We start from the raw sequence: 25,500 nt of genomic DNA, 5'->3' as shown, positions 1-25,500 counted from the left end.
AGCCGGGCGCGCTCTGTGAATTTCCTTGGGCCGCGCGCCATCGCGCGGAGCGCGATGACCAGCGCTACTTAAGAGACACGGCCTGCGAGCACCTCGAAGCGCCCGATCCGCGGCAGGCGCACCTTTCCGTTCTCGCTCGTCAGGATGCGGTCGGCATGCAGGGCGCGGAACGTACCGTCGATCGCCAACCAGCACTCGCCGATCTCCACCGGCGGCGCGAACCGCTGTGGCTGGTCGCCGGACCTGTTCAGCAGGTGGACGACGGTCCCAGCGGCCGAGCGCCCGAGCACGATCTCCACCTGCTCGGGCAGGTCGGTCTCGATCCGCGGCGCACCGGCCGCGGTGACCTCGTCGAGGATCAGGTCGCGGTACGCGGTCAGCCCCACCTCGCGATACCCACGCCCGACTGTCCAGGGCAGCAGTACAGCGCGCCCTCGTTCGTATGCGGCGCTGATGCGGCCGTAGCGGTCCAGCTCGACATGCCCGTGGGTCTTCTCGGGCGGACCGTACGGTGCGCGCGACAGCACTCGGTAGTCCGTCTCGGCGCCCGCTCTCGGCTCCACGACGTCGAACGCGCCGACCACCGGTAGCACGTGTTTCGCCTTCAGATGAAGGGATCTGACCGACTCCTCTGACTCGTACCTCGCCAGCCGCCGCTCGACCGGCAGGCAGGCGTGCTCCGTTCGTCCGGTCGCGACCACCGCACCACCGGAGCGGACGAACTCGCCGAGCTGCTCGCTCTCGACCTCCCCCAGGTCGGGCAGCACCACCACGCGATACCGACCGAGGTCGACATCTCCCAGCCGTTCCTGACCGAGGACGTCGAACGGCACATGCCCTTGCAGCAAGGCGAGATACAGCCCCTCGAACTCAGGGCGCGAACCTCCCCGGACGAGCAGCGTCTCCGCCGCGGGCACGAGGTCGCGATAGACCTCGGCATGGTCGCGGTGGAATCGGGTCAGCTCGCTGGCGACCTCCAGGCACTCGTACGGATTGTCGAACGGCGTTCCCATGATGTACGTCGACGGGTTCGCTCCGCGCGCGATGGCCTGGGTCAGGTACTGCGCGAAGTGGTTCGGGTCCTCGCCGGCCATGCGGTACGGCATGTCGACGAACCCGACCGAGTTGGTGAGCACGGGCACGTTCGGCCGGTACGTCTTCGCCAGGCTGACCGCCTCGCTCGTGCGGTGGTGCCAGAGCGGCCTGCCGACGGCGTTGTTCGCCTCGTGGAACACGATGTCCGCGCGGTCACCGAGAACGAGCGGCGCCTCCGGCCGGCGCGCGGCGATGTGGTCGCGAATCCGGCCGGTGAGGTCGTCGAGCACGCCGCGCGAGAACCGCTGCCAGCTCGCGTAGCCGGGCGAGGTCCGGTCCACCGGGAGCTCGTCGTCGTACCCGCGTACACAGGACACGCACTGACACACGCCGCGGTACGTCCGGCTGTAGTCGACCTCGTTGAACGACATCCAGTTGCAGAAGAACCCGTCGATTTCGTAACGATCGAGAACTTCAGTGAGAACCTCTAACAGATGTTTCTGGTAGTAATCGCCGCTCGGGCAGACGCTGGTCAGACCGTTGTAGACCTGGTGCTCGCCGGCCGCGTCGACGAAGCACCACTCGGGATGCTGCTCGGCACGGCGGTGGTCGACCTTCGAGAAGTCCATCCGGGCCATCACGCGGATGCCGCGGCGCTTCGCCGCTTCGACGGCGTCACCGACGAGGTCGCCGGACGGTCTGTTGGCGAGGTACGGGTTGCGGGTCTGGAAGTCCAGCTCGGTCGGGTAGTTCGAGAGGATGCCGCCGACGCTGAGCAACCAGGTGTTGACACCGAACTCGACGAGATAGTCCGCGACGCGGTCGACGTCGAACCCGGCGTCGATCTCGCGGAGGTTGGTCTGGAACATGCGGAACGGGTCCTGCCACCACAGCCTCGTCACGCTTCCTCCGTCCGCGGTCTCTTTCGATGGTCGGACGAAGTCTTCAAGCCTGGCTACGTTCTGACCGATGTTCGCCTAGCATCGGTCTTTCGTCCGGCGGTGCGTTCGACCGGTCGGCCCCGCCCTGCTCTGGAGCCAACGATCATGTTTACATGATCATTCGCCCCTTTACGTGGGGTGGACGCCAGGTAGAGCGGCCACTGGCCGGGTAAGGCGACCACGACACTTCGCACCGCGCCCAGGCGGCCTCTGCTGACTATGGGGGAGGTGTCGCGCGCCAGGCGATACTTAAGAGACACGGCCTTGGGCGGAGAAGAGCAGGTCCAGCTCCGCCACCGGGTCGTCGGCTGCGCCGACCTTGAGCATCAACTCCGCGCGGTCCGGTCGGCCGGCGGTCGTCTCCACGTTCGCGAGCAGCTCGAGGGCGTCGACGACGCGCTGGCGCGGACCGGTCTCGGCGGCCAGACGTACGGCCTCCACCAGGTGCCGACGCGCGGTGTCCAGGTCTCCCGAACGGGTCGCCGCCAGGCCCAGCCCGCGCAGGCACCGCGACACGCAGCGGCGGTCGTCGAGGCGACGGAACTCGCTCAGCAACTCGCGGAAACGCGCCTCGGCGAGGTCGTACTCGCCGCACGCCTGGTCGAACGTCGCGGCCACGATCGCCACGTGCAGGATCTCGTGCCGGGTGCCCGCGCGCTCCGCGAGCTCACTGGCCTCGGCGATCCAGCCGCCGACCTCGTCCAGGCGAACGTTCCACTCGATCGCACGCATCGCCATGTGGTACAGCACGTTCGCCCGTTTCACGAGATCGCCGCACTGTCTGAACAGCTCCGCGCTCTCCGTACAACAGGCGAGTGCTGCATCGGCGTTCGTCTCGACGGCGGCCAGGCCGGTCAGCGCGAACGCCCGGTGCCAGGGATCACCCGCCGCCCCGAACAGGTCAGCGGCCTCCCGAAGCTGGCGGCGGGCTTCGGCCTCCCCCGCCTTCGGACCCCGACCGCCCGCCCACCCACGGGCCAGCAGCGTCGATGCCCGTGAGGTCGCCAGGTCGGCGAGCTCGGCGATCTCGATCGACCGCGCCGAGCTCTGCTGGCAGAGCGCGATGGCCGCCGTCACCGCGGCCGCCTGGCCCAGCTCCCCTGCTGGCCAAGGCCGTTCGAGCAGCTGGTCCAGCCAGTCGAACAGCACGCCGTGCACGCCGACCACGTCCCACGCGGTGCCGACGCCGGCGACGAACGTCCAGGCCAGCTCGTACTGCTCGCTCTCGAAGGCCCAGCTCATCGCCGCCACGAGGTCACCCCAGCGCCGGTCGAACCAGGCCAACGCCATGGGCTGGTCACTCCCGCGCACGGCGTCGCCGAGCCCGACCGCCCGGGCGAAGACGTACCTCGCGTGCTGGTCGCGGACGGCCTCGCCACCCTCGCGTTCGACCAGCTGCCGGTGGGCGAAATGACGAACGCTGTCGAGCAGCCGGTACTCCGTCGTCTGCCCGCGGCGCCGGGACACGACGAGAGATCGGTCCAGCAGCCTTGGGAACGCGCGGTCGAAGTCGGCCGACGTCGACGGCGCGTAGCTGACGACGCCCGCGACGGTGTCGTAGTCGAACGAGCCGGGAAACACCGAGCAGCGTTCGAGCACGAGCCGTTCGTCGTCGTCCAGCAGGTCGTAGCTCCACCGCAGCGCCTCCTCCAGCGTGCGATGCCGCGTCTCGGTGCCTCGCGCGCCGTCGGTCAGGAACGCGAACCTGTCGTCGAGGCGGGCGAGCAGCTCGGCCGGGGAGAACGTACGGATGCGCGCGGCGGCGAGCTCGATCGCGAGCGGTAGCCCATCGAGCCGGCGGCAGACCGCGGCGACGTCGCGGGCGTTCTCTTGGGTGACGGCGAATCCGGGCGCGGCCGCGGCGGCCCGGTCGGCGAACAGCCTGACCGCTTCGGCGTCTTGATCCGTGGCGGACTCCGGCGGGAGGCCGAGCGGCGGCACCTCGTACACGACCTCACCCGCCACCCGCAGCGGTCCGTGGCTGGTCGCGAGCACGGTGAGCTGTCTGGTCGAGGACAGCAACGCGGAGAGCAGCGCGGCCACGGCGTCGGCGACATGCTCGCAGTTGTCGACGACCAGCCAGTGCCGGCCCTCGCTGAGCGCGTCGCGCAGGATCGTCCGGGCCGGGCGGCCCTCGATGTCGATGCCGAGCGCGTCGGTGAACGCACGTTCCACCGGTCCCCCAGGCGGCAGCGCGGCGAGGTCGACGAGTGTCGCCGGCGGGAGCGCGTCGGTGGTGCGGGCGAGCTGCAGTGCTAGGCGGGTCTTGCCGGCACCCGCGGGTCCGGTCAACGTGACGAGCCGGTGCGCGGTGACGAGCTCAGCGAGATCGTCGAGCTGGTCGGTGCGGCCGACGAACGACGAGAGCGGCATCGGCAGGCTGGCGTCGCGCCGCTCGAGCTGATCGCGGAGATCGTCGGCCATGGCGACGAGGGAGATGCGGTTCGTTCCGCCCAGTTTGCGCAGCAGGGACGAGATGTGGCTTTCGACCGTACGTTCGGAGACGCTGAGCCGGTCGGCGATGGCCCTGTTCTGCAAGCGGTCCGCGACGAGCCAGAACGTATCCAGCTCACGAGCCGTGACGCCCGCCGCCCGGAGCTGCTCCGGCATCGCGACCCGATCCACCTTCCGAGCGTAACCAGGCAACGGAAGGATGGGGGCCATGTCCACGACGATGGAGTATCGGCTGACCCAGTACGCCCACGGCGGCGGCTGCGCGTGCAAGATCCCGCCTGGTGAGCTCGAGGAGCTGGTGAAGGGGCTCGCCGGTGCCAGCCCGGTCGAGTCGCCAGCCGGTGAACTGCTCGTCGGGTTGGACGGTGGCGACGACGCGGCGGCCGTACGGATCGAGAACGGCCTTGCGCTGTTGGCGACCGCAGACTTCTTCACGCCGGTGGTCGACAACGCGTACGACTTCGGTCGGATCGCGGCGGCGAACGCGCTGTCGGACATCTACGCGATGGGCGGGCGGCCGGTCGTCGCGGTGAACCTGCTCGGCTGGCCACGCGACGTGCTGCCTGCTTCGTTGGCCGCCGAGGTGCTGCGGGGCGGCGTTTCCGTTGCGCACGCGGCGGGCTGCCATGTGGCTGGCGGGCACAGCATCGACGACCCCGAGCCGAAGTACGGCATGGCGGTGACCGGCGTGGCGTCGCCCTCGCAGTTGCTGCGGAACGACGCCGGGCGAGCGGGTTTGCCGTTGTCGTTGACGAAACCGCTCGGAGTCGGGATTCTCAACAACCGTCACAAGTCGACGGGCGAGGTGTTCCCGGAGGCCGTTGCGAGCATGGTGGCGCTGAACCGTTCCGCGTCCGTGGCCGCGGTGGAGGCGGGGATCGCGTGCGCGACGGACGTGACGGGGTTCGGGCTGCTCGGGCATCTGTACAAGCTCGCGCGGGCGAGCGGGGTGACGGCGGTCGTCTCGGCCGCTGCCGTTCCGTACCTCGCTGGGGCGCGGGAGTCGTTGGCCGCGGGTTATGTGAGCGGCGGTTCGCGGCGCAACCTGGAGTGGGTGGCTCCTTATGCGGACCTGTCGGCGGTCTCGTCCGACGAGGCGTTGTTGTTGGCCGACGCGCAGACGTCGGGCGGGCTGCTGCTGGCGGGCGAGCTGCCCGGCGTGCCGGTGATCGGCGAGCTGGTCCCGCGCCAGGAACACGTGCTGGTGGTGCGTTCCTGAGCCTTGTCGGTGGGCGCTGAGAGGCTTTGCCGCTATGGGACTGGATGTGCGGTTGCGTGACGTGGTCGAGGCAGATCTGGAGGTGTTCTACGAGCAGGAGCACGACGAGGAGGCCGTACGCCGGTCGAAGTTCGTGCCGCGGGAGCGCTCGCGGTTCATGACGCACTGGAAGACGCAGGTGCTCGGGCATCCCGACGTCTTCGTGCAGGCGATCCTCGCCGACGACGTTCTCGCCGGCAGCGTGGTGGCCTGGACCGAGGACGACGGCCGCCGCTTCCTCGGCTACTGGCTGGGCCGCGCCTTCTGGGGCCGTGGCATCGGCACCGCGGCTCTGCGCTTCTTCCTCGCCGCCGAGGTCGCCAGGCCGCTGTACGCGGACCCGGTGGTGGGAATGTCGGCTCGGTGAAGCTGCTGGAGAAGCTCGGCTTCGCACGTTCCGGCCTCGTCCAGCACGGCGAGAACGAGCACGTCCTGCTCGTCCTGCACTGACGTCTCAGACGGTGCGGAGAGCTTCGAACGCCGAGCGTGCCGCGGTGCCGATCGCGAGGTCGATGTCGGCGGCCAGGGACGCGCGGCGGGTGGAGCGGGTCAGCGCCGCGATCGCTACCCGGTCGCCGGAATCGGCTTCCACCACGCCGATCTCGTGGCGCAGATGCAGGAACGTTCCCGTCTTCCCGCTCACCCGCACGGTGTCCGTACGCAGGTCGCTCGACAACCGCTGGGTGAACACCTGCAGCGACATCAGCCGGCGCAGCTCCGCGGTCGCGGGCGGCGAGGCGATCTCGTCCAGCCACACCTTCCCCAGCAGGTCGACGAGGGCCGCGGCCGTGCCGACGTTGGCGTGCGCGGGGTCGAGTGTCTCGATCGTGTGGTTGCCGGACTGGTCGTCGCGGATCGCCAGCTCCAACGCCAGCCCGAAGTCCTCACCCGCCACTCCCACCGCGCACTCGTACAACCGCTGCAGGCGATGGCGAAGCCGCACCCCCGGACAGTCCCACGCTGCCAGGCTCCGGCCCAGCTCGTCGAGGCCCACCAGGTCGAGCAGCGCGTCGCCAGCCGCGTTGTCGCTGATACTCAGCATCAGGAACACAAGATCGCCGACCGCCACCGTGACCGGGTAGCGGAACGCCGCGATTCCGGTCGGGCCGATGCTCGTCCCGGGCGCGATCGTCAGCTGCCGCGCCGGATCGATGGCCCCCGCGGCCACCCGTTCGAGAACGGCCAACGCCACCGGGAACTTCGCGACCGACGCGAGCGGTACGGGCGTCTCGACGTCGAAGCCCAGCTGCTCTCCGGTCTCGAGGTTGCGGGCGAGGAAGTGCCCCCGCGCCCCGACCCGTTCCCAGTCCCCGGCGATCGCCTCGGCCACCGCCAGCAGAGCAGCGTCGCTCGCGACGTACGCGGGCGCGCTCATCCGCGGGCCGCCAGCCGCGAGCGGGCGTCGTCGCTTCGTCTCGCAAGTCGGGGCGCGACGGCGGCGACGGCGCCAAGCGCGGCACCGAGCAACCCGGTCAGCCACTCGGGCGGCGCGCCGCCGAGGTCGTACCCGCGATGCAACGAAGGATCGGCCAACGGCGCCCACGCGACGTCGTGGCGCCGCGCGAACCGCTCCGTGCACAGCAACCGCCCGTTCCCCGCGAGCGTCTCCGCCAACGCCGTCGCGGTCGACGCGACCGGTCGGAGCTGCGGCTCCGGCAACCCAGCCCGAGCGCACGCCCGGCGCAACCGGTCGGCGGCGAACGGCACGTCGTCCTCCGCCGCGGTCAGGATCGAAGGCGGCTCGGTGTCCGCGCCGCGTCGCGGCCGCAGATCTTCCAGATGGACGGGACGCGCTCCCCCGCCCGCGAGCCCGAGCGGCACCCGCAGCGCGGCGGTCTCCGGCGGCACCCGCAGAACGGCGAACGCCAGCGACCCGTCTTCCAGCCCGGCCGCGCGTTCGTCGGCGGACAGCTCGTGCACGCTGACCGCCAACCCGTTGCTCGCTCCGGCGCGGAGGATCCGAGCGAGCGCGACCGGGTCGCAGTCGGGCGGGACGCCGATCGCGCGGACCGCCGACTCGCGAGCCGAGCGCGCCACCTCGTGCAGGTGTTCGGCCCGGTTGAGCACGTCCTTCGCGTACGGGAGAAGCAGCTCGCCGAGAGCCGTCGCCTCGATCTGCCGCCGCGACCGGTCGAACAGCTCGCCGCCGAGATGCCCTTCCAAGGTCTTGATACGCCGGCTCAGCAGCGGCTGGGCGATGCCGAGCAGCTCGGCCGCGCGGGAGAAGCTGCGTTCCTGGCAGACGGCGACGTACGCCTCGAGGTGCGCGAACAGGTCCACATCCTCACTCATACCAGAAAGGCATGGATCATGAAGAATTGTCTCTTGGACATAAGGATCACCCGCTGATTGCCTGACGGGCATGTCTGTGACCCGTCGTTCCCTCCTTGCCGCCGGCCTCGCCGTACCCGTTCTCGTTCCCTCCGCCCGGGCTGAAACCCTGTCCCTCAACGCACGGTTCCGCGAGCTGGAGCAGCGTTATCAGGCCACGCTCGGCGTGTACGCCGTCAACACCCGTACCGGAAAGACCGTCACCTACCAGCACGACCGGCGGATCGCGTTCTGCTCGACGTTCAAGGGCTTCGCCACCGCGGCCGTCCTGCGCGACCACGACGACTGCGCACGGCTCGACAAGCGTGTGTTCTATCCGGCCGCCGACGTGATGAAGAACGCGCCGATCACCGCGCAGCACGTCGAGACCGGCATGACGATCGCCGAGCTCATCGCCGCGGCGCTGCAGTACAGCGACGGTACGGCGGGGAACCTGCTGCTGCGTGAGATCGGCGGACCGAAGGGCCTGACCGCGTTCCTGCGTTCGATCGGCGACACGACGACGCGTTCGGACCGGTGGGAGCCCGACCTGTGGACCGCCGTGCCCGGCGACCCGCGCGACACGACGACGCCGGAGGCGCTGGGTCGTACGTACGGGCACCTCATGCTCGGCCGCGCACTCCGGCCCCGCGATCGCGAGCGCCTGGTGACCTGGATGAAGGGAAACACGACCAGCACCAAGCGGTTCCGGGCCGGGCTGCCGGCCGCGTGGACGCTCGCCGACAAGACCGGCACCGGCGACTACGGCGTCGCGAACGATGTGGGCGTCACCTGGACCACGAAGGGAACGCCACTGCTGCTGTCGGTGATGACGACGAAGACCGAGAAGGACGCACCCGTCGAGAATGTCCTGGTCGCCGACGCCGCGACCATCGTCGCTACCGCGCTCGCACCCGGCGAGTAGTCGCTGGTCGACGACCACCGCACCACCTGGTGCCGGTCAGGAGCAGGCACCGTGGGGGTCCGGGGGCTCGGCCCCCGGGGGAAACGCGAAGGACCAGTGGGGAAGGAGCAATGCTCCGACCACACTGGTCCCTTGGTCCGTAGCCCCGACCGGATTCGAACCGGCGCTACCGCCTTGAGAGGGCGGCGTGCTAGGCCGCTACACAACGGGGCCGTGCGAATGAACCTGGAGAACTGTAGCAAGGCGACCCCAGGGGGAGCCAACTGGGTATCGGGCCACGATCCGCTGGCGCGGCTCTGGCGCGAGCAGGCGACGGGCTGCCACAACCGGCCCTGACGCTTGTCAACGGGCCGTTCTGAATGGAGGATGCGGGGAAATCGTTTTCTGGGAACGGAGCAACTGATGTCCTCGAACATCTCGCGACGACTTCTCCTCGGGGGCGCTGCTGGTGCGATCGGCACCGGGATCGCTGGGGGCGCCTGGACCCCGGCGGCAGCAGCGGACAGGCCTCCGCTGGAGTATCCGCCGGTCTGGGCGGACGGGATCAAGATCACCAAGGTCAAGAATCTCACTGGACCGGACATCACGGGGAAGTTCGGACTCGACTGGGTCGACCTCGGCGCGGTGACCCGCACGCCGGACGGGCGGTCGCTGTACGTCTTCGGCGACAGCTTTAGTGGCGAGAACTGGGGTGACAACTGGCGTTCGCCGACCGCGCTGTGGTCGAAGACGCGCCACCACCTCGAACGCGGCGTGACGTTCTCCGGCTCGGTGGGCGGAGTGCCGGCGGCACAGCTGATCCCGTACGAGCACGGCGAGGAGATCTCCACGATCATCCCGTCGGACGTCATCACGATCGGGAACAAGATCTACCTGCACGCCGTGGTCAACCAGGGCTTCGGCAACGTGATCTGGAGCGGCATCTGGGTCTCGTCCGACAACGGCGCGACCTGGAAGGACTCCGGCGCGCGGTTCGACGGGCATGCGCACAACAAGATGCTGAACCTCTGCACGTGGGAGTACGACAACGGCTGGGTGTACGTGTACACGGCCGAGTTCCTGCGCGAGAGCCCGATGATCCTGCACCGCGTCCGGCCGTGGCACCTCACCGACCCCGACAAGTGGGAGCCGTGGGGCAAGGTCGGCAACAAGTGGAAGTGGGGCGCCGGCCCGGACACCGTGATCGACGACATCATCGGCGAGATGTCCCTGCGCAAGCTGGGCAAGCGCTGGGTCTTCACCTGGTTCGACGGCCCGAACTACCGGATCAGCGCGATGGTGCTGAACCACCCGACCCAGGACCTGCGCAAGACCGAGCGCGTGACCTTGCTGCACGGCTCGGGCTGGGGCAACCAGGACACCAACCACGTGGCGCAGTTGTACGGCAGCTACGTGATCCCGGGGTCGACGATGAACGACCTGCACCTGACCGTCAGCCAGTGGAACACGAACGACAACAGCATCTACCGCGTCATGCAGTACCGCTTCGAACACCTCGGCCACCGCCTGTAGGCAGCCGCTTCAGAACGCACGCAGGGTGCATGCCGCACGTCGGCATGCACCCTACGTGCGTTCAGGCAACAACCGCGCAGCTCACTCGAGCCTGAGCTCGGAATGGTCGGCGAGCTCGATCCCGTAGCGACGGTAGATCTTGGTGGTGTTCTCGCTCGTCAGCTGGCTCTCGTCGTATCCGAGCACCGCGGCGACGCGGTGCACGTCGACAGCTGAGGGCCCTTCGATCTCGAGGTACGGCGGGATGAGCGGCCACTCGTCGATCTCCAGCTGGACCCCGTCGAGCAGGAAGCTGGTACGGCGGTTCTCCTGGTACGACTTCGGCACGAAGCCGAGCGTCCGCAGCAGCTCGTTCGCCGCCGCGAAGTCGTCGACGCCCACCTCGACCTCGAACGTGCCGTCGATCCCGTCGTGCGCGATGTGCTTGGTCGCCAACGTGACCTTGCCTCCCGCGTCCCGGAGCCGGATCCACCGTGTCGCATCGCCTGCGGCGATGTCGTACACGTACCGGCGCTGAACGATCGGCCCCGCCACCTGCTGCCCGCTCAGATCGGCGATCCGCGCCGCCACAGCATCCGGCGAGATGTCCAGCACCTTCGCCTCGTACTCAGGCGGCATCGAGCAGGGCCTCCACCTGGTCCAGTAGCCGACGCCGCAGGGGTTCGGCGCGGGACGCGAACGAGCGCTGGGCGGATGCGTACTCCGCCTTGCCGTCCGGCGTCTCGATCCGCACTGGCTCATATCCCAACGCCGACAGGTCGTACGGCGATGCCCGCATGTCCAGGACCCGGATCTCACGGGCCAGCTCGAAGCAGTCCGCCACCAGCTCCGAGGGCACCAGAGGCGTCAGCTTGTAGGCCCACTTGTACAGATCCATGTTCGCGTGCAGGCACCCACCCTGCTCCAGCACCGCTTGCGAAGCACGCGAAGGCGACAGGGCGTTCAACGGCCGCGCGGGCTCGGTGAAGAAGCGGTACGCGTCGAAGTGCGAGCACCGCATCCGATGCGACTCCACCACCGCGTCCGTTCCCGACGAGCCCAGACGCAGCGGGTACGCATCGTGCCGAACGTCGGAAGCCGACTGCCGATAGACCATCGCCCACTCGTGCAACCCCAGGCACCCGAACTGCGCCGGACGCGACAACGTCCCGGCCAGCACCGACCGCACGAACGACAGCGACTCCCGCCGCGACAGGAGCTCCGACGGCGCCAAGGACAGACCGCCGGCGACCGGCCGATAGCCGCGCACCGATGCGTACTCCGGAGCGGAAGCCAACACCACCCCGTACCCCGGATGCCACCGCCGCAGCTGGGCCGGGCGGTGGGAGTAGTACGTGAACAGGAAGTCCTCCACCGGATGCCGCGTACCCGTACGCCGCCGCGCGAGATGCGGCGCCACCAGACCGTCGACGCGCGCCTCGTGGGCGGCGCGGCGGGCGAGCCAGGTGGGACGGGAGAGGGTGGGGCGTTCCACGGATCCAACGGTAGCCGCGGCCCCCGGTAGGCTGCAGGGCGCGGCTGAGGCGGCCGACGAGAGAGGCGGAGAATCCCTTGCGTATCGCACGGTTCACGACTGGTGACGACCCTAGGTATGGCGTCGTCGAGGGCGACGAAGGCGCGGAGGTCGTCGCCGTTCTCGAGGGCGACCCGCTCTACCAGGCGATCCAGCCCACCGGCGAACGCCTGCCGTTGAAGGACGTACGCCTCGTCGCCCCCGTCATCCCGCGCAGCAAGGTCGTCGCGATCGGCCGCAACTACGCCGCGCACGCCGCGGAGCTCGGCAACGAGATCCCGGAGGCCCCGCTCGTCTTCCTCAAGCCCAACACCAGCGTGGTCGGCCCCGGCGACGGCATCGTCTACCCGCCGCAGACCACGAGCCTGCACTTCGAGGGCGAGCTCGCCATCGTGATCGGCCGCATCTGCCGGCACGTTCCGAAGGACCGGGTCGACGAGGTCATCTACGGCTACACGATCGCCAACGACGTCACCGCGCGCGACCTGCAGCAGAGCGACAAGCAGTGGTGGCGCGCGAAGGGGTTCGACACGTTCTGCCCGCTCGGCCCATGGATCGAGACCGTGCTCGACCCCTCCGACCTCACGATCCGCACGACCCAGAACGGCGAGGAGCGGCAGAACGGCAGCACCGCGCTGATGATCTTCGACATCCCGACGCAGATCGCTCACATCAGCGCCGCGATGACGCTGCTCCCCGGTGACGTCATCCTCACCGGAACCCCTGCTGGCGTTGGCGAAATGAACGAGGGCGACGAGATCTCCATCACCGTCGAGGGCATCGGCACGCTCACCAACAGAGTGATCAAGCATGGGTAACCACCCCACGAAATCGTTCCGTCGCAAGGAACGGCTCCGGTGATCGGCTCGGCCACGATTTCGCGGGGACCCCGGAAAAGAGGTGTGCGGACCAGGTTCGCACCCTCGCCGACCGGCGACCTGCACGTCGGCAACGTACGTACTGCGCTCTACTCCTGGGCTTGGGCCAAGCACAACGGCGGCGAGTTCGTGCTGCGCGTCGAGGACACGGACCGCGCGCGGGTCACCGACGAGGCGATCCAGTCGGCGATGGACAGCCTGCGCTGGCTCGGCCTCGACTGGGACGAGGGCCCAGACGTCGGCGGCCCGTACGGCCCGTACCTGCAGAGCGAACGGCTATCCGCTCTACAACCTCGCGGCGCCGGTCGACGACGTGCTGATGAAGATCACCCACGTCGTCCGCGGCGACGACCTGCTGGCCTCGACGCCGCGGCAGCTCGCGGTCTACCGGGCAATGGGCGTGCGGGACGACGACGTTCCGGTGTTCACGCATCAGCCGTACGTGCTGAGCTCGGACGGGAAGGCGCTCTCGAAGCGGTACGGATCGGCGTCGATCTCGTGGTACCGCGACCAGGGCTATCTGCCCGAGGCGGTCGCGAACTACCTTGCTCTGTTGGGCTGGTCGCCCGGCGACGACCGCGAGGAGCTGTCGCTTTCCGACCTGGTCGCGTTGTTCTCGCTCGATCGGATCGGGGCGACGGCGGCGCGGCTGGACGAGAAGAAGCTCGACTCGATCAACGGCGACAAGATCCGTGTGTTGTCGCTGGACGACTTCGTCGCGCGGATCCAGCCGTTCCTCCGTACCGCGCGGCTGGTCACGGCGCCGCCCTCGGAGGAGCAAGTCGCGGCGATCCGCGCGGCGGCGCCGTTGATCCAGGAACGGATCGGGCATCTCACCGAGGCGGTGGAGATGCTGGGGTTCCTGCTGGTGCGGGACGACTTCTTCGTGGTCGACCCCGAGGCGGCTTCGCGGGTCTTGACCGAGGACTCGCGTGCGGTGCTGGACGCGGCGGAGTCGGCCTTGGAGTCGCTGTCGCCGTTCACGCACGTGTCGATCGAGGCGGCGCTGCGTACGGCGTTGGTCGATGAGCTGGGCCTGAAGCCGAAGGTCGCGTTCGGCCCCGTTCGCGTCGCCGTGACAGGGCGAAGGGTGTCGCCGCCGTTGTTCGAGTCGATGGAGATCCTTGGCCGCGACCGCGTCCTGGCGCGGATCCGGTACGCGCGCCGGGAGCACGTCGGGACGTGAGGCGGGTATCCCGCTTTGGCCCTCGGGTCCCTCTCCGGTATCGTTCTCGCCGTGCTTGTCCTCGTGGGCGAGCCGATGGGGTATAGGGTAATTGGCAGCCCGACTGGTTCTGGTCCAGTTAGTCTAGGTTCGAGTCCTAGTACCCCAGCAGCGTCGATGACCAGGGTGTATGCCTTCTCCGGCATGCACCCTGTGGCGTTTGTGGGGCTCTCTGTTTCGGTCTGGAACAAATGGTGTCGGCCGTCGGCTGAGCCCACCTAGCCTCCGTCGGAAGTCAGCGACTTCCGAGCGAGAGGACCCGTTCATGGGCGCCCACACACAGACTGGACGAGCGTGGCGAGTCGGCCTCGTGGCCGCGATCGCCGCAGCCGTCCTCGCAGGCGGCGTAGCGGACGCCGACCCTGGCGGGGATGGGGTCGGCGCGCCCGGGATCGGCGACGGCTACTTCCCCCGTTACGGAAACGGCGGGTACGAGGTCGACCACTACGACGTCCGGCTCCAGTACGACCCCGCGACCGACCGGCTCTGGGGCGCGACGACGATCCTCGCCAGAGCGACCCAGGATGTGCGCCGGTTCAACCTCGACTTCGGCCTCCCGGTCAGCTCGATCACGGTCAACGGGCGGGACGCGCGGCACGCGACCTCCCCCGAGCACGAGCTCGAGGTCACGCCCGCCCGCGAGCTCACCAATGGCCAGCGGATGAGCATCACCGTTCGCTACGACGCGATCCCGTCACAGGTGAAGATCGGCAGCATCACGGCGTGGCGCCGGACTTCCGACGGCGCTGTCGCGGTCGGCCAGCCGCAGATCTCGAACTGGTGGTTCCCGAGCAACGACCACCCGCTCGACAAGGCGACGTACGACATCTCCGTCGGCGTGCCCACGGGAGTCGAGGTCGTCGCGAACGGCGTCCAGCCGACCGCTCCCGCGCCGTACCGGCCCGGCTGGACCCGCTGGTCGTGGCGGACGGTGCGGCCCATGCAGACCTACCTCGCGTTCGTCGCGATCGGCCAGTACGACGTGACCAGCGACGTCGCGCCGGACGGCAAGCCGGTCGTGATGGCGTACTCGGAGAACATGGGCGACGCCGGCCCCGCGGCGCGGGCGAGCATCGAGCAGACGTTGCCGATCGCCGAATGGGCGAAGGGGATCTTCGGCGCGTACCCGTTCGAGGCCTACGGTGGCGTCGGCCTGCCGCAGGACAGTGTGGCTTTCGCGCTGGAGACGCAGACCCGTCCCGTGTACGGGCTCTCGTTCTTTCGTGGCGGATCCAGCCCGTACGTGGTCGTCCACGAGCTCACCCATCAGTGGTACGGCAACTCGACGGCGCTGGCGGACTGGCGCGACATCTGGCTGCACGAGGGGTTCGCGACGTACGCGCAGTGGATGTACTCCGAGCACATCGGCGAGGGCACCGCGCAGGAGCTGTTCGACTTCAACTACGACCTGGTTCCGGCGAACGACCCGTTCTGGCAGGTGAAACCCGGCGATCCCGGTGCGGCGAACATCTTCCACCTCGCCGTCTACCGGCGCGGCGCGATGGCGTTGCACCAGCTGCGGCTGCGCATCGGGGATGAGGCGTTCTTCCCACTCCTGCGGGGATTCACCGCCGATCGCCGGTACGGCAACGCCAACGTGGCCGCGTTCGTGCGCGAGGCGGAGCGGGTCAGCGGGCAGCAGCTGACCGACCTGTTCGACACCTGGCTCTACACCACCGGCCGTCCGCCGCTACCTGCATCGGCTGCCGCGCGCAGCGCCAGCGCCAAGCCGCCGCGATCCGCGCACCGGATCGTGATGGGCGAAGCCCACGGCCACTAGGCTCGGGGATTCAGGTGTCGTAAGTCGCCTTACCCGGCCAGTAACCGCTCTACCTGGCGTCCACCCCACGTAAAGCGGCCAATGATCATGTAAACATGATCAACTGCCCCAGGGCGGGCTAGGCGGACGACGCCGAGTCTCGGGTGGTGCGGGAGTTCGCCTCAACGACGCTCGCGGCGAGGTCGGTACGCAGGTACAAGACTCTGCGCCCGGCCCGCCACGAGGTCGCCATCGCGCTCCGCCGAAGCACGGACAGGTGCTGGCTCACCGCTGCCGGCGACTGCCCGAGCAGGATGGCGAGGTCGCTCGTCGTGCGCGGAACGTCCAGCGCGAGCAGAATGTCAGCCCTGCTGCGGCCGAGCAGCGCTCCGAGGGCGGACTTGTCCGGCTCTTCGGGGCTCGCACCCCACAGGTTGCCGATCCCGCGGGCCGGATAGACGAGGTTGGCCCGGCGGTCGGCATCGACGTGGAAGACGACGTGCGGCCAGCAGAACACCGAGGGCAGGAGCGCCATCCCAGCGCCGTCCATCGTCTCGTCGTCACGATCGTCAAAGCCCCGTTCGCCGATCCGCATGACCTGGTCCCCCCAGCTGACCTCGCCGTGCAGGCCGGTGAGGAGCGTCTGCATCCCGTTCGTCGACAACGTCCGCGCACGGTGCGCGACGTCGTCCTCGAGGACGCCGCGCATCGTCGTCCAGTGCGGCTCGATCGCGGCCCGCCAGTAGTCCCACAGCGCGTCCGCGATCTTCCGGGCACCACCGGGGCGGCAGACGTCCTTGGCCCGGTCGGGGATCGGGTGGCCACTCCAGAGCTTCGCGATCTTCTCGCCGAGAACGCCGGGACTCAGGTCCGCCAGGTGGGCGAGCTGGTCCTCGATGCGCGTGTCCGGGCCGGTCGCCCCGTCGAGGAAGAACGAGGCGATCCACCCGTGGGCCGGCGTGATCGCGTTCAGCAGGGCGAGGTCGACCTCCCGCAGCCGCGGTGCGACGTCGTCGAACCACCGCTTGTGGAGGGGGTGGATGTTGCCCGAGGACAGCAGGTAGAGGCTCTCGCCGCACTCGGTGAGAGGCGAGAACGCGAACCGCGTCCGGCCGAGGTCCATCACACTCATGCGCACCTGGATCATGCCCGGCGATGCTAGGAGCGGGCGGTGGCGGAGCGCGAGGATTCGCCCTCACTCGAATCGGCGGCCTTCGGGCGTCCAGCTGGTGGACGGGTTGCTCGATCGGCGGACCCTGTGACAGACTGCCGAACGTGACACCCTCGTACGCGATCATCATTAGCTAGGCGCGCCGGACGGCAGCATCAGTCCAGCGCGCGAACCTCTCGTCTGTTCAGACGGGAGGTTTTTTCGTTGCCCGGCGACAGAAGCTCACCCCAAACCCCAGCCCAGGAGCCACGAGAGCCATGAGTTCCTTCCACGTCTACGACACGACGCTTCGCGACGGAGCCCAGCAGGAGGGGCTCAACCTGTCCGTGGAGAACAAGCTGTCGATCGCGCGGTACCTGGACGACCTGGGCGTCGGCTTCATCGAGGGTGGCTGGCCGGGCGCGAACCCCAAGGACACCGAGTTCTTCCGCCGCGCACGCACCGATCTCGAGCTCAAGAACGCCACGCTCGCGGCGTTCGGCGCGACGAGGCGCGCGGGTGTCAAGGCGGCCGACGACCCGCTCGTCGCCGCCCTCCGCGACTCGGGCGCGCAGGTCGTCACCCTCGTCGCCAAGAGCCATGACCGCCACGTCGACCTCGCCCTCAGGACCACGCTCGAGGAGAACCTCGCGATGGTCCGCGACACCGTCGAACACCTCCGGACAGGAGGCCAGCGCGTCTTCCTCGACGCCGAGCACTTCTTCGACGGCTACCGCGACAACGCCGCGTACGCGCTCGAGGTCGTACGTACGGCGGCCGAAGCGGGGGCCGAGGTGATCGCGCTCTGCGACACCAACGGCGGCATGCTGCCCGACGAGGTCGGCGAGGTTGTCACCAACGTTCTCCAAGGAACCCAAGCCAGGCTGGGCATCCACTGCCACAACGACGCCGGCTGTGCGGTCGCCAACACCCTCGCCGCGGTCGATGCCGGCGCCACGCACGTGCAAGGAACCCTCAACGGATACGGCGAACGTACGGGCAACGCCGACCTCGTCACGGTCGTCGCCAACCTCGAGCTGAAGCGCGGCCGCACGGTGCTTCCGAACGGGAAGCTCAAGGACGCCACGCGCATCGCCCACGCCGTCTCCGAGGTCACCAACGTTCCGCCGTACTCGCGACAGCCGTACGTCGGAGCGTCCGCATTCGCCCACAAGGCAGGACTGCATGCCAGTGCGGTCAAGGTCGATCCCAATCTCTACCAGCACACCCAGCCGGAGAAGGTGGGGAACGACATGCGTTTACTCGTGTCCGACATGGCGGGCCGGGCGAGCGTGGAACTGAAGGGCCGGGAGCTCGGCTACGACCTAGCCGGAGACCGTGCTCTGCTGACCCGGATCACCGACCGGGTGAAGGAGATGGAGTCGCGCGGCTACACGTTCGAGGCCGCCGACGCATCGTTCGAACTGTTGTTGAAGGAAATGGTCGAGGGCAAGCGTCCCTCGTACTTCGAGGTCGAGTCGTGGCGGGTGATCACCGACTCGCGCCCCGGAGCCGAAGCGGTGTCCGAGGCGACCGTGAAGGTCCTGGCCGGTGGCGAGCGCGCGATCGTCACCGGTGAGGGGAACGGGCCGGTCAACGCCCTCGACGAAGCCCTCCGCGGCGCCATCGGCCGGGCGTACCCGTCGGTGGCGAAGCTCGACCTGATCGACTACCGGGTACGGATCCTCGACCAGGGGCACGGGACCGACGCGGTGATCAGAGTCATCATCGAACTCTCGAACGGCGTCGACTCCTGGGAGACCGTGGGCGTCGGCCACAACATCATCGAAGCCTCCTGGGAAGCCCTCCGCGACGGCGTGACCTACGGCCTCGTCCGCGCCGGAGTAACCCCCCTCGTCGGCGAGTGATCCCCCTCGCCGCCGACGGCGAAGCCGTGACGGCGCGGTCGAACGGCGAGGTCTGGGTCGTCGCGTGGCATCCGCCGCCGTCACCTCCGGACGGCCAGCCGCATGGCGCGGAGGGTCTGTGCGTGACGGCGCACGGCGAGATCGTGGTGGTCAGCCGCGACGGCGAGCGGTGGGAGTTCCCCGCCGGACGGCCCGAGGGCGCTGAGAACTGGGAGGAAACGCTGCGCCGGGAGGTGCGCGAGGAGGCTTGCGCGAACGTGGTGCGGACGAGGCTGCTCGGATTCACCCGTGGCGTCTGCGCCTCCGGACCTGACGAGGGCCTGGTCTTGGTCCGCTCGATGTGGCGCGCGGACGTGAAGCTCGCGCCGTGGGAGCCGAGGTTCGAGATCTCCCAGCGTCGCCTCGTTCCGGCGGAGCGACTCGTCGACGAGCTCGACGTCGCGGCGTTGCCGTTCGCGGCTGTCAACGCACGAATGATCCACGAGGCAGGCATGACGTAGGCCGTTGGGCACTCCGCTAGTGACCCGAGTGGGTCATGGACACACCCCTCGAGGGCGATGACACTGCGGGACAACGGCAAGGGGTGCTGCGCTGGGCAAGGGGAGGGGCTCACGCGCCGTACCTGGTGGGCGATGTGGGCGAGCGCGGCGTTGTGGGCGGCGACAGTCGGGATGTCGCCGAGCGCCGCGCTCGCCGCCAGGGACGGCGCGCCTCTAGCCGTCGTACTCCCGAATGAGCCGCTTCGGCGCCACGAGCCGCCAAGCCTCGACGAGCAGCTCCCGCAGCTGCGCCGCCTCCACGGTCCGCAGGCGGACGATCACCCCAGGCGAGCCGGAGTAGTGCGGCGTCACGAAGAACGTCACCGGATCCGACGCCAGCAAAGCCGCCTTCTCGTCCGAGCCTGCCTTCACGAACACGAACTCCTCCCCCTCGACCGCGTCCGGCGGCGAGCCGCGCGCACCACCGGCGGGATACGCCACGACCTTCCCCAGTACGCGGACCACACCGCGCGGGAAATGCCCTCCCGGCGGGGAGAACTCCGCCGCGGGCAGCGTCTCGAGGAACGCGGACACGTCCTCCCACGTCGACATCCGACTCATGCCGAGCATGATCCCATCCCGCGGAACGAGGCCGTGTCTGGCAAAGAGCGCCGGTCATCGCGCGTAGCACGATGGCGCGCGGCGCACCGCGCCCGTATGGGCGTGGTGCAGGAGGAACTCATATTGGTTATCTGGGTGACGAGGTGCACCGCGTCCAGACGGACTCTGCCGATCTTGGGGAGGTGTCGCGCGCCAGGCGATCTTTGACAGACACGGCCTACGCCTCGGGAAGCGTCGTGGTCGCCTTACCCGGCCAGTGGCCGCTCTACCTGGCGTCCACCCCACGTAAAGCGGCCAACGACCATGTAAACATGATCATTGGCCCCAGGGGCGGGCCCGGACCGGTCGCACCCACCGCCAGACGAAAGATCGAGGCTAGGCCTGGCCGCTTGCTGCCGAACTCTTCTACAACGTGGCAGACACCAGTTACAAAGGTGCCATCGCGATATCCGACGCCCGGAAGGAGCCCGTCGTGAGCGTTCGGTCGTGCCTTCGTATGGTTCTGGTCCTCGCCATCGCACTAGCAGGACTCACGGCGGGGAGCATCGAGGAGAGACGAACGGCAGTGGCAGCGAACTCGTTCCGCAACCCGTTGAACAACAGCGCCGACCCGACGATGGTGCACTACAACGGGAACTACTACCTGTCCACCACCCAAGGCGACCGCATCACGATCTGGAAGTCGAACAGCCTTGCCACCTTGATCAACGCGCCCGCCGTCACGGTGTGGCAGGACAGCGACCCGAGCCGCAACACCCAGATGTGGGCGCCGGGCATGTACCAGTTCAACGGCCGTTGGTACATCTACTACACGGCCAGCAACGGCGTCGACGCCAACCACCGTATGCACGTGATCGAGTCCGCGGGCTCCGACCCGATGGGACCGTATGCGTACAAGGGGAAACTCGCCGACTACGGCGTCTACGCGATCGACGGCGAGCCGATGGTGCACAACGGCCAGATGTACTTCACCTGGTCCAGCCCCGGCCGCGGCTTCTCCGGCGGACCACAGCAGATCTACATCGCCACGATGTCCAACCCGTGGACGACGACCGGCAGCCGCGTCGCGCTCCCGGTGAACAACGGCACCTGCTCGGAGGTCCGTGAGGGTCCGACGTTCCTGTACCGCAACGGCAGAACGTTCATGACCTACTCGACCTGCGACACCGGCAAACCCGACTACTCGCTCTGGATGATCTCGGTCGCCAACGGCCTCAACCCGATGGTGCCGGGCAACTGGGTCCAGTACGCCGGCGCGCGCTTCTCCCGCAACAACGCGGCCGGCGTGTACGGCCCGGGCCACCACTTCTTCTTCAAGTCGCCGGACGGCACCGAGGACTGGATCGCCTACCACGGCAAGAACACGGCGGCGTACAACTACCACTGGCGTACGACCCGCGCGCAGAAGATCAGCTGGAACGCCGACGGCACGCCGAACCTCGGCTCCCCGGTCGCACTCGGCGCCAGTCTCCCGCTGCCCTCGGGCGACCCCGGGCCGGCGGTCCAGACGATCAACGACTTCGACATCGGCACCGGCAACAACCAGGTCGAGTACGCCGGCGCCTGGAGCTCGGGCAGTGGCTGCGGCGTGCAGTGCTACCTCGGCAACGACCACTGGAGCGGCACGGCCGGCCACACCGCGACCTTCCGGTTCACCGGCACGCAGATCGGGCTCTACTCCGTCCGCGACACCGGCAACGGCATCGCCGCGATGTCCATCGACGGCGGGCCTGAGCAGCTCGTCGACTACCACGGTGACCCGCGCATCGGGCAACACCTGAACTACCTCAGCCCGAAGCTCGCGGCCGGCGCCCACACGTTGCGCGTCCGCGTGACCGGCACGAAGAACGGCTCAGCCACCTGGACCGCGGTCAGCATCGACCGCGCCGACGTCTGGCCGTAGACGGACACCGTCGTCGGGTTGTCCTCACAACAGGACAACCCGACAACCCGTCTGAGGGTTCAGAACGAGTAGGGCCCGAAGCGCCCCCACGCGATCACGGCGGCGATCAGCAGCAGGATCACGTTGGCGACGACGATCTGGTACTCCTTGCGCCGAACGTGCGTGGCGATCGCGCCGATCATCACCAGGACCAGGCCCACTGCCGCCAGCGGCGTCAGGACAACCGCGATCCCGGTCAGCGCGGGCACGACCAGCCCGATCGCGCCCAGGACCTCCGCCGTCCCGATCAGCTTCACGGTGTTGCCGGAGAAGTCGTTCACCCAGCCCATCTGGCTTGCCAGCTGTTCCTTCGAGCGCACGATCTTCACAGCGCCCGAGATGAGGAAGGCCGCCGCCATGATCCATTGCAGCACCCACAAGAACGTGTTCATTTGATCGATCCCATCATCAGAGCCGCAGCAAATCTGTAGTCACTCTAAAGCGAAGGGCTGCCTACGTATTCCCGGGTTACCCTGGCCACCATGGAACGCAAGCCCAGGAGGGACGCCCAGCGCAACCGCGAAGCGCTGATCGAGGCGGCCCGCGGCGTGTTCGCCGAGCAGGGCATCAACGCGTCCCTGGAGGAGATCGCCCGCCGCGCCGACCTCGGCATCGCGACGCTCTACCGGCACTTCCCGGCAAGGACCGACCTCGCCGACGCCGTCCTCGCCGAGGAGATCGAGGCCCGCGTCACGATCGGCGAGGAAGCGCTGGCCATGTCCGATCCGTGGGACGGGTTCGTCCACTACCTGGAGGCCACGCTCGTACGGGAGGCCGCCAACCGCGCCATCAACGACCTGATGTCGATGCGCCTCCCCCGCGCCGTCTGCACCGAGGACGCCCGCAAGCGGATGTACGACCTGCTGGTCCAGCTCGTCGAACGCGCACAACGAAGCGGCCAGCTGCGCAAAGACCTCACGCCCGAGGACCTGCCGTTCCTCACCTGGGCCAACACCCGCATCGTCGAAGCGACCGGCTCGATCGCCCCGAACGCCTGGCGCCGCCACCTCGGCCTGCTGCTCGACGGGCTGCGCGCGAGCGCCGCCCACGAGCTCGACCAGCCGCCGATGTCGCCCCGCCAGGTGTACCGCGCCATGATCACGCTCGGCCGCCACACGCGCTGAGCGAAGCGTCCTGCTGGCAACTGGACCGGTCCATAAGGCAGGCTGTGCGGCGATGCGTTCCGTACTTGGGCTGGTGGTCGCCGCGTTGCTCGCGGCCGCGCCGGCGATCACACCCTCGGTCGACGCCGTCGTCGACGGCTGGCAGACCAACACCGTCTACGTCGACAAGACCATGCGCGACCTCGTTCCCGAGGCCGACGCCGAGCGACTCCGTGCCCGCACCGAAGGGCACGAGCCCAGGGTCCTGATCGCCGTCGTTCCCGCGGCCGCGCTCACCGACCAGACCGGCAGCACCCGCGAGGACAAGGCCCGCGCGTTCGTCGACGCCGTCGTCGACGAACGCAAGCAGGACGGGATCTACCTGGTCGTGTTCGGGGGCGCCGTCGTCTGGGGCAGCGCCGTCGGCGTCGACGCGCCCGTCGGCGAGATCCTCACCGACGAGCTCACCAAGCACACCAGGTCCGAACCGGTCGCGCTGCTCGACGGCGTGCTCACCCAACTCGGCGTTCCCGACGCGCCCGGTCCCGAACGAACGATCCCGTACCGGCTGATCATCGGCGCCGCTATCGCGGTCGCCATCGCCGCCGGGCTGCTCGTCTGGTGGCAGGTCAGAAGGCGCAAGGACAAGGGCCCCGCGCTCTACCGCCCCTCGTTCGAGGTCCTCCCCGACGAGGCGGACTCGGTCGAGGAACGCCGGAGGCTCGCGCGCGAGGACGTCACGAGGTTCGGCGAGGAGCTCGACAGTTCGGACGTCAGCGTGGAAACCGACAGCGTGGCCGCGCACGTCCAAGCCGCCATGGACGCCTACCAGGACGCCGGCAGGATCGCCGACGGCGAGCCGGACGACGCGGGACTGCGCACGATGCGCACGACCGTGGAGTACGGCCGCTGGCGCCTCGCCGTCGCCAAGGCGACCCTCGCCGGGACGCCCGCACCGCCGCGGCGCGTGGACTGCTTCTTCGACCCGGCTCACGGCATGTCGACGACGGACTGGATGTACACACCGGCAGGCGGCCGGCCCCGGGAGATCCCGGTCTGCGCCGCCTGCGCGAAACGTCTTTCGGGGGAGATCAGATGACTCGCTGGACCGTAGCGCTCGCCGCCGCCGCGTTCTTGGTGGTCGCCGCGCCTGCCGCCGCCCTGGCCGCCGACGGCGACAGCCGAGACCAGGCGGACGTCGACGCTTACTTCGACCAGGTCGCCGCCAAGCTCGGCCAGCCCGGCCTGTACGTGGATCCCGACGTCACCGATCTCGACTCGAGCGAGATCGCCGCGCTCGACGCCGCGACGAAGAGCGCGGACGCGCCGATGCGGATCGCGGTGGTGCCCGCCGAGCAGATCTCGATCGGCGAGTCGTACTACAAGTACCTCGCGTGGAACGGCGAGGAGATCGCCGACCAGCTGTACGACCGGGTCGGCGTCGAGGGCGTGTACGCCGTCCTCGTCGACGCGGACTCCTCCGACGACGGACGCGGCTTCCACGCCGTACAGCGCGCCGACCGCGGCCCCACGTACTACGTCGGCAACGCGGTCGACCAGGCCGTCGACTGCTGCGCTCCGAACTACGACTCCATGCTCGAGCGCTTCATCCAGCGCGCCCAGGTCGTCGACAACCCCTGGTACATCGACGTCGCGCCGTGGGCGGGCGGCATCGGAGGCATCGCCGGCCTGTGGTGGGGCGGCGTGACGCTGGCCAGCCGGCGGCGCCGGCGCCAGGACGAACGCGACCATCTCGAGCTCGTCCGGCCGATGCTGAACGAGGAGATCATCGCGCTGTCCCAGCAGGTCTCGGCGCTCCCGACGGCGACCGACGAGCGGCAGTCGACGTACACCAAGCAGATCCTCGACGCGATCGAGAAGGCCCGGCAGCGGCTGGACAAGGCCAAGACCGATGCGAACATCGAGGCCGTCTCGACGTTGCTGGGTTCCGCGCGGTACGGGATGGTCTGCCTGGAGGCTGTGCGGGCCGGCAAGCAGGTCCCGGAGCCGACGGCGCCGTGCTTCTTCGACCCGCGGCACGGCCCCAGCACGACCAGCACCGAGTGGACGCCCGAGGAGGGTGCGGAACGGCGCGTCGACATCTGCGCCGCGTGCGCGGCACGGCTCGCCGCGAACCAGCAGCCGGAGGTCCGCACGGTGCGCATCGGCGACCAGAACCACCCGTACTGGACGCTCGGCGAGCGCATCGCCGCGTACGTCGACGGCTATTGGACCGCCGGTGACCAGTCCTGGATGTTCCCCGACCCGAAGCTGCGGCGGATCCGCGACGGGATGCGGGACCGGTGGGCGGCCGATCGGCCGGGCGGACGGTTCAGGAACTGGACCACGAACGTCGGCGACTCGCTCAACTCCATGGCCTCGTCTTCCACCACGTACAACGACGATGACGACTCCGACGGCGGCGGGCGTTCGTCGGGCGGCGGCTGGTCGTCACGGACGAGCTCGTCCGGTGGTGGCTCGAGCTCGCGCTCGAGCCACCGGTCCGGCGGCAGGAGGAGCTTCTGAG

The 25,500-nt window shown here is 69.0% G+C and carries 22 protein-coding genes, 2 tRNA genes and 1 pseudogene; 15 read left to right on the top strand and 10 right to left on the bottom strand.

The annotated features are described in order from the left end of the window. Positions 1-68: 68 nt before the first annotated feature. Together JOD67_RS16335 and JOD67_RS16330 are read right to left on the bottom strand one after the other, a co-directional pair. Positions 69-1,937 (bottom strand): alpha-amylase family protein, encoded by a 1,869-nt coding sequence (locus JOD67_RS16335; protein ID WP_205118449.1) that lies wholly within the window; start codon positions 1,935-1,937, stop codon positions 69-71. A gap of 288 nt (positions 1,938-2,225) precedes the next feature. Continuing rightward, complete coding sequence (locus JOD67_RS16330) at positions 2,226-4,601, bottom strand: ATP-binding protein (RefSeq protein WP_205118448.1); 2,376 nt, start codon at positions 4,599-4,601, stop codon at positions 2,226-2,228. A 37-nt stretch (positions 4,602-4,638) separates the two neighbouring features. Here JOD67_RS16330 and selD point away from each other — a divergent pair, with 37 nt between their 5' ends. Further along, positions 4,639-5,649, top strand: coding sequence for a selenide, water dikinase SelD (selD, locus tag JOD67_RS16325; RefSeq protein ID WP_205118447.1), 1,011 nt, complete (start codon positions 4,639-4,641; stop codon positions 5,647-5,649). Between the two features lie 34 nt (positions 5,650-5,683). Beyond that, entirely contained in the window at positions 5,684-6,055 is a 372-nt protein-coding gene (locus JOD67_RS16320) for a GNAT family N-acetyltransferase (protein WP_205118446.1), read from the top strand. 87 nt (positions 6,056-6,142) lie between these two features. On the opposite strand, the gene JOD67_RS16315 is transcribed toward JOD67_RS16320, so the two are convergent. Together JOD67_RS16315 and JOD67_RS16310 are read right to left on the bottom strand one after the other, a co-directional pair. Further along, positions 6,143-7,063: a serine hydrolase gene (locus tag JOD67_RS16315; protein WP_205118445.1), complete on the bottom strand. Its 921-nt coding sequence runs from the start codon at positions 7,061-7,063 to the stop codon at positions 6,143-6,145. Further along, a complete protein-coding gene (locus JOD67_RS16310) occupies positions 7,060-7,980 on the bottom strand; it encodes a LysR family transcriptional regulator (protein ID WP_239553880.1) in 921 nt (306 codons plus the stop codon). The genes JOD67_RS16315 and JOD67_RS16310 overlap by 4 nt, the downstream gene beginning before the upstream one ends. A 70-nt stretch (positions 7,981-8,050) precedes the next feature. On the opposite strand from JOD67_RS16310, the gene bla reads away from it, so the two are divergent. Next, the gene (gene bla, locus JOD67_RS16305) at positions 8,051-8,923 is read left to right on the top strand and encodes a class A beta-lactamase (protein ID WP_205118444.1); all 873 of its coding nucleotides are present in this window, start codon (positions 8,051-8,053) and stop codon (positions 8,921-8,923) included. A 140-nt stretch (positions 8,924-9,063) separates the two neighbouring features. Here bla and JOD67_RS16300 read toward each other — a convergent pair. After that, positions 9,064-9,136, bottom strand: a tRNA-Glu gene (locus tag JOD67_RS16300). Between the two features lie 189 nt (positions 9,137-9,325). Here JOD67_RS16300 and JOD67_RS16295 point away from each other — a divergent pair. Next, complete coding sequence (locus tag JOD67_RS16295) at positions 9,326-10,435, top strand: glycoside hydrolase family 183 protein (RefSeq protein WP_239553879.1); 1,110 nt, start codon at positions 9,326-9,328, stop codon at positions 10,433-10,435. A gap of 81 nt (positions 10,436-10,516) precedes the next feature. Here JOD67_RS16295 and JOD67_RS16290 read toward each other — a convergent pair whose 3' ends face one another. After that, the gene (locus JOD67_RS16290; RefSeq protein ID WP_205118443.1) at positions 10,517-11,053 is read right to left on the bottom strand and encodes a class IV adenylate cyclase; all 537 of its coding nucleotides are present in this window, start codon (positions 11,051-11,053) and stop codon (positions 10,517-10,519) included. Beyond that, complete coding sequence (locus JOD67_RS16285; RefSeq protein WP_205118442.1) at positions 11,043-11,909, bottom strand: 3-methyladenine DNA glycosylase; 867 nt, start codon at positions 11,907-11,909, stop codon at positions 11,043-11,045. The genes JOD67_RS16290 and JOD67_RS16285 overlap by 11 nt, the downstream gene beginning before the upstream one ends. A 77-nt stretch (positions 11,910-11,986) precedes the next feature. On the opposite strand from JOD67_RS16285, the gene JOD67_RS16280 reads away from it, so the two are divergent. From JOD67_RS16280 to JOD67_RS16265, 5 genes and pseudogenes are all read left to right on the top strand, one after another. Continuing rightward, positions 11,987-12,766, top strand: a complete 780-nt coding sequence (locus tag JOD67_RS16280; RefSeq protein WP_205118441.1) for a fumarylacetoacetate hydrolase family protein — start codon at positions 11,987-11,989, stop codon at positions 12,764-12,766. A 39-nt stretch (positions 12,767-12,805) separates the two neighbouring features. Further along, positions 12,806-13,057, top strand: a pseudogene (locus tag JOD67_RS40190) (glutamate--tRNA ligase family protein); the annotation flags it as partial. Positions 13,058-13,145: 88 nt separating this feature from the next. Then, the gene (locus JOD67_RS16275) at positions 13,146-14,012 is read left to right on the top strand and encodes a glutamate--tRNA ligase (protein WP_239553878.1); all 867 of its coding nucleotides are present in this window, start codon (positions 13,146-13,148) and stop codon (positions 14,010-14,012) included. Between the two features lie 76 nt (positions 14,013-14,088). Next, positions 14,089-14,160: transfer RNA gene (locus JOD67_RS16270), tRNA-Gln, on the top strand. A 156-nt stretch (positions 14,161-14,316) separates the two neighbouring features. After that, positions 14,317-15,831, top strand: a complete 1,515-nt coding sequence (locus tag JOD67_RS16265) for a M1 family metallopeptidase (protein ID WP_205118440.1) — start codon at positions 14,317-14,319, stop codon at positions 15,829-15,831. A 118-nt stretch (positions 15,832-15,949) separates the two neighbouring features. On the opposite strand, the gene JOD67_RS16260 is transcribed toward JOD67_RS16265, so the two are convergent. Continuing rightward, positions 15,950-16,957, bottom strand: coding sequence for an ArsR/SmtB family transcription factor (locus tag JOD67_RS16260; protein ID WP_205118439.1), 1,008 nt, complete (start codon positions 16,955-16,957; stop codon positions 15,950-15,952). Positions 16,958-17,238: 281 nt separating this feature from the next. Between JOD67_RS16260 and cimA the strand changes: the two genes are divergently transcribed. Together cimA and JOD67_RS16250 are read left to right on the top strand one after the other, a co-directional pair. Continuing rightward, the gene (cimA, locus tag JOD67_RS16255; protein ID WP_205118438.1) at positions 17,239-18,828 is read left to right on the top strand and encodes a citramalate synthase; all 1,590 of its coding nucleotides are present in this window, start codon (positions 17,239-17,241) and stop codon (positions 18,826-18,828) included. After that, on the top strand, positions 18,825-19,328 hold the full coding sequence (locus tag JOD67_RS16250; protein ID WP_205118437.1) for an NUDIX hydrolase: 504 nt from the start codon (positions 18,825-18,827) through the stop codon (positions 19,326-19,328). Before cimA ends, JOD67_RS16250 begins: the two co-directional genes overlap by 4 nt. A gap of 213 nt (positions 19,329-19,541) precedes the next feature. On the opposite strand, the gene JOD67_RS16245 is transcribed toward JOD67_RS16250, so the two are convergent. Beyond that, positions 19,542-19,928 carry an MmcQ/YjbR family DNA-binding protein gene (locus tag JOD67_RS16245; RefSeq protein WP_205118436.1) on the bottom strand — a complete coding sequence of 129 codons (387 nt, stop codon included), beginning with the start codon at positions 19,926-19,928 and terminating at the stop codon, positions 19,542-19,544. A 472-nt stretch (positions 19,929-20,400) separates the two neighbouring features. On the opposite strand from JOD67_RS16245, the gene JOD67_RS16240 reads away from it, so the two are divergent. Further along, positions 20,401-21,831 (top strand): glycoside hydrolase family 43 protein, encoded by a 1,431-nt coding sequence (locus JOD67_RS16240; protein ID WP_307782426.1) that lies wholly within the window; start codon positions 20,401-20,403, stop codon positions 21,829-21,831. A 59-nt stretch (positions 21,832-21,890) separates the two neighbouring features. Here the strand turns inward: JOD67_RS16240 and JOD67_RS16235 are convergent, their stop codons facing one another. Continuing rightward, positions 21,891-22,262, bottom strand: coding sequence for a DoxX family protein (locus tag JOD67_RS16235; RefSeq protein ID WP_205118435.1), 372 nt, complete (start codon positions 22,260-22,262; stop codon positions 21,891-21,893). 90 nt (positions 22,263-22,352) lie between these two features. Between JOD67_RS16235 and JOD67_RS16230 the strand changes: the two genes are divergently transcribed. The 3 genes from JOD67_RS16230 to JOD67_RS16220 are packed head-to-tail and all read left to right on the top strand — an operon-like array spanning position 22,353 to position 25,499. After that, positions 22,353-22,994 carry a TetR/AcrR family transcriptional regulator gene (locus JOD67_RS16230; protein ID WP_205118434.1) on the top strand — a complete coding sequence of 214 codons (642 nt, stop codon included), beginning with the start codon at positions 22,353-22,355 and terminating at the stop codon, positions 22,992-22,994. 52 nt (positions 22,995-23,046) lie between these two features. Next, positions 23,047-24,072 carry a hypothetical protein gene (locus JOD67_RS16225; RefSeq protein ID WP_205118433.1) on the top strand — a complete coding sequence of 342 codons (1,026 nt, stop codon included), beginning with the start codon at positions 23,047-23,049 and terminating at the stop codon, positions 24,070-24,072. Then, on the top strand, positions 24,069-25,499 hold the full coding sequence (locus tag JOD67_RS16220; protein WP_205118432.1) for a hypothetical protein: 1,431 nt from the start codon (positions 24,069-24,071) through the stop codon (positions 25,497-25,499). The genes JOD67_RS16225 and JOD67_RS16220 overlap by 4 nt, the downstream gene beginning before the upstream one ends. Position 25,500 lies beyond the last annotated feature (1 nt).

It is taken from the genome of Tenggerimyces flavus (genome assembly GCF_016907715.1).
In the GTDB taxonomy this organism is placed as follows: Bacteria; Actinomycetota; Actinomycetes; order Propionibacteriales; family Actinopolymorphaceae; genus Tenggerimyces; species Tenggerimyces flavus.
This window is presented reverse-complemented; position numbering and strand designations above follow the sequence as displayed.

Bases quoted from the DNA above. Each gene is read 5' to 3' on its own strand.
- bla (WP_205118444.1), top strand. From the start codon at position 8,051: ATGTCTGTGACCCGTCGTTCCCTCCTTGCCGCCGGCCTCGCCGTACCC.
- JOD67_RS16290 (WP_205118443.1), bottom strand. From the start codon at position 11,053: ATGCCGCCTGAGTACGAGGCGAAGGTGCTGGACATCTCGCCGGATGCT.
- cimA (WP_205118438.1), top strand. From the start codon at position 17,239: ATGAGTTCCTTCCACGTCTACGACACGACGCTTCGCGACGGAGCCCAG.
- JOD67_RS16295 (WP_239553879.1), top strand. From the start codon at position 9,326: ATGTCCTCGAACATCTCGCGACGACTTCTCCTCGGGGGCGCTGCTGGT.
- JOD67_RS16320 (WP_205118446.1), top strand. From the start codon at position 5,684: ATGGGACTGGATGTGCGGTTGCGTGACGTGGTCGAGGCAGATCTGGAG.
- JOD67_RS16230 (WP_205118434.1), top strand. From the start codon at position 22,353: ATGGAACGCAAGCCCAGGAGGGACGCCCAGCGCAACCGCGAAGCGCTG.
- JOD67_RS16260 (WP_205118439.1), bottom strand. From the start codon at position 16,957: ATGATCCAGGTGCGCATGAGTGTGATGGACCTCGGCCGGACGCGGTTC.
- JOD67_RS16235 (WP_205118435.1), bottom strand. From the start codon at position 22,262: ATGAACACGTTCTTGTGGGTGCTGCAATGGATCATGGCGGCGGCCTTC.
- JOD67_RS16275 (WP_239553878.1), top strand. From the start codon at position 13,146: ATGAAGATCACCCACGTCGTCCGCGGCGACGACCTGCTGGCCTCGACG.
- selD (WP_205118447.1), top strand. From the start codon at position 4,639: ATGTCCACGACGATGGAGTATCGGCTGACCCAGTACGCCCACGGCGGC.
- JOD67_RS16310 (WP_239553880.1), bottom strand. From the start codon at position 7,980: ATGAGTGAGGATGTGGACCTGTTCGCGCACCTCGAGGCGTACGTCGCC.
- JOD67_RS16220 (WP_205118432.1), top strand. From the start codon at position 24,069: ATGACTCGCTGGACCGTAGCGCTCGCCGCCGCCGCGTTCTTGGTGGTC.
- JOD67_RS16245 (WP_205118436.1), bottom strand. From the start codon at position 19,928: ATGAGTCGGATGTCGACGTGGGAGGACGTGTCCGCGTTCCTCGAGACG.
- JOD67_RS16315 (WP_205118445.1), bottom strand. From the start codon at position 7,063: ATGAGCGCGCCCGCGTACGTCGCGAGCGACGCTGCTCTGCTGGCGGTG.
- JOD67_RS16265 (WP_205118440.1), top strand. From the start codon at position 14,317: ATGGGCGCCCACACACAGACTGGACGAGCGTGGCGAGTCGGCCTCGTG.
- JOD67_RS16225 (WP_205118433.1), top strand. From the start codon at position 23,047: ATGCGTTCCGTACTTGGGCTGGTGGTCGCCGCGTTGCTCGCGGCCGCG.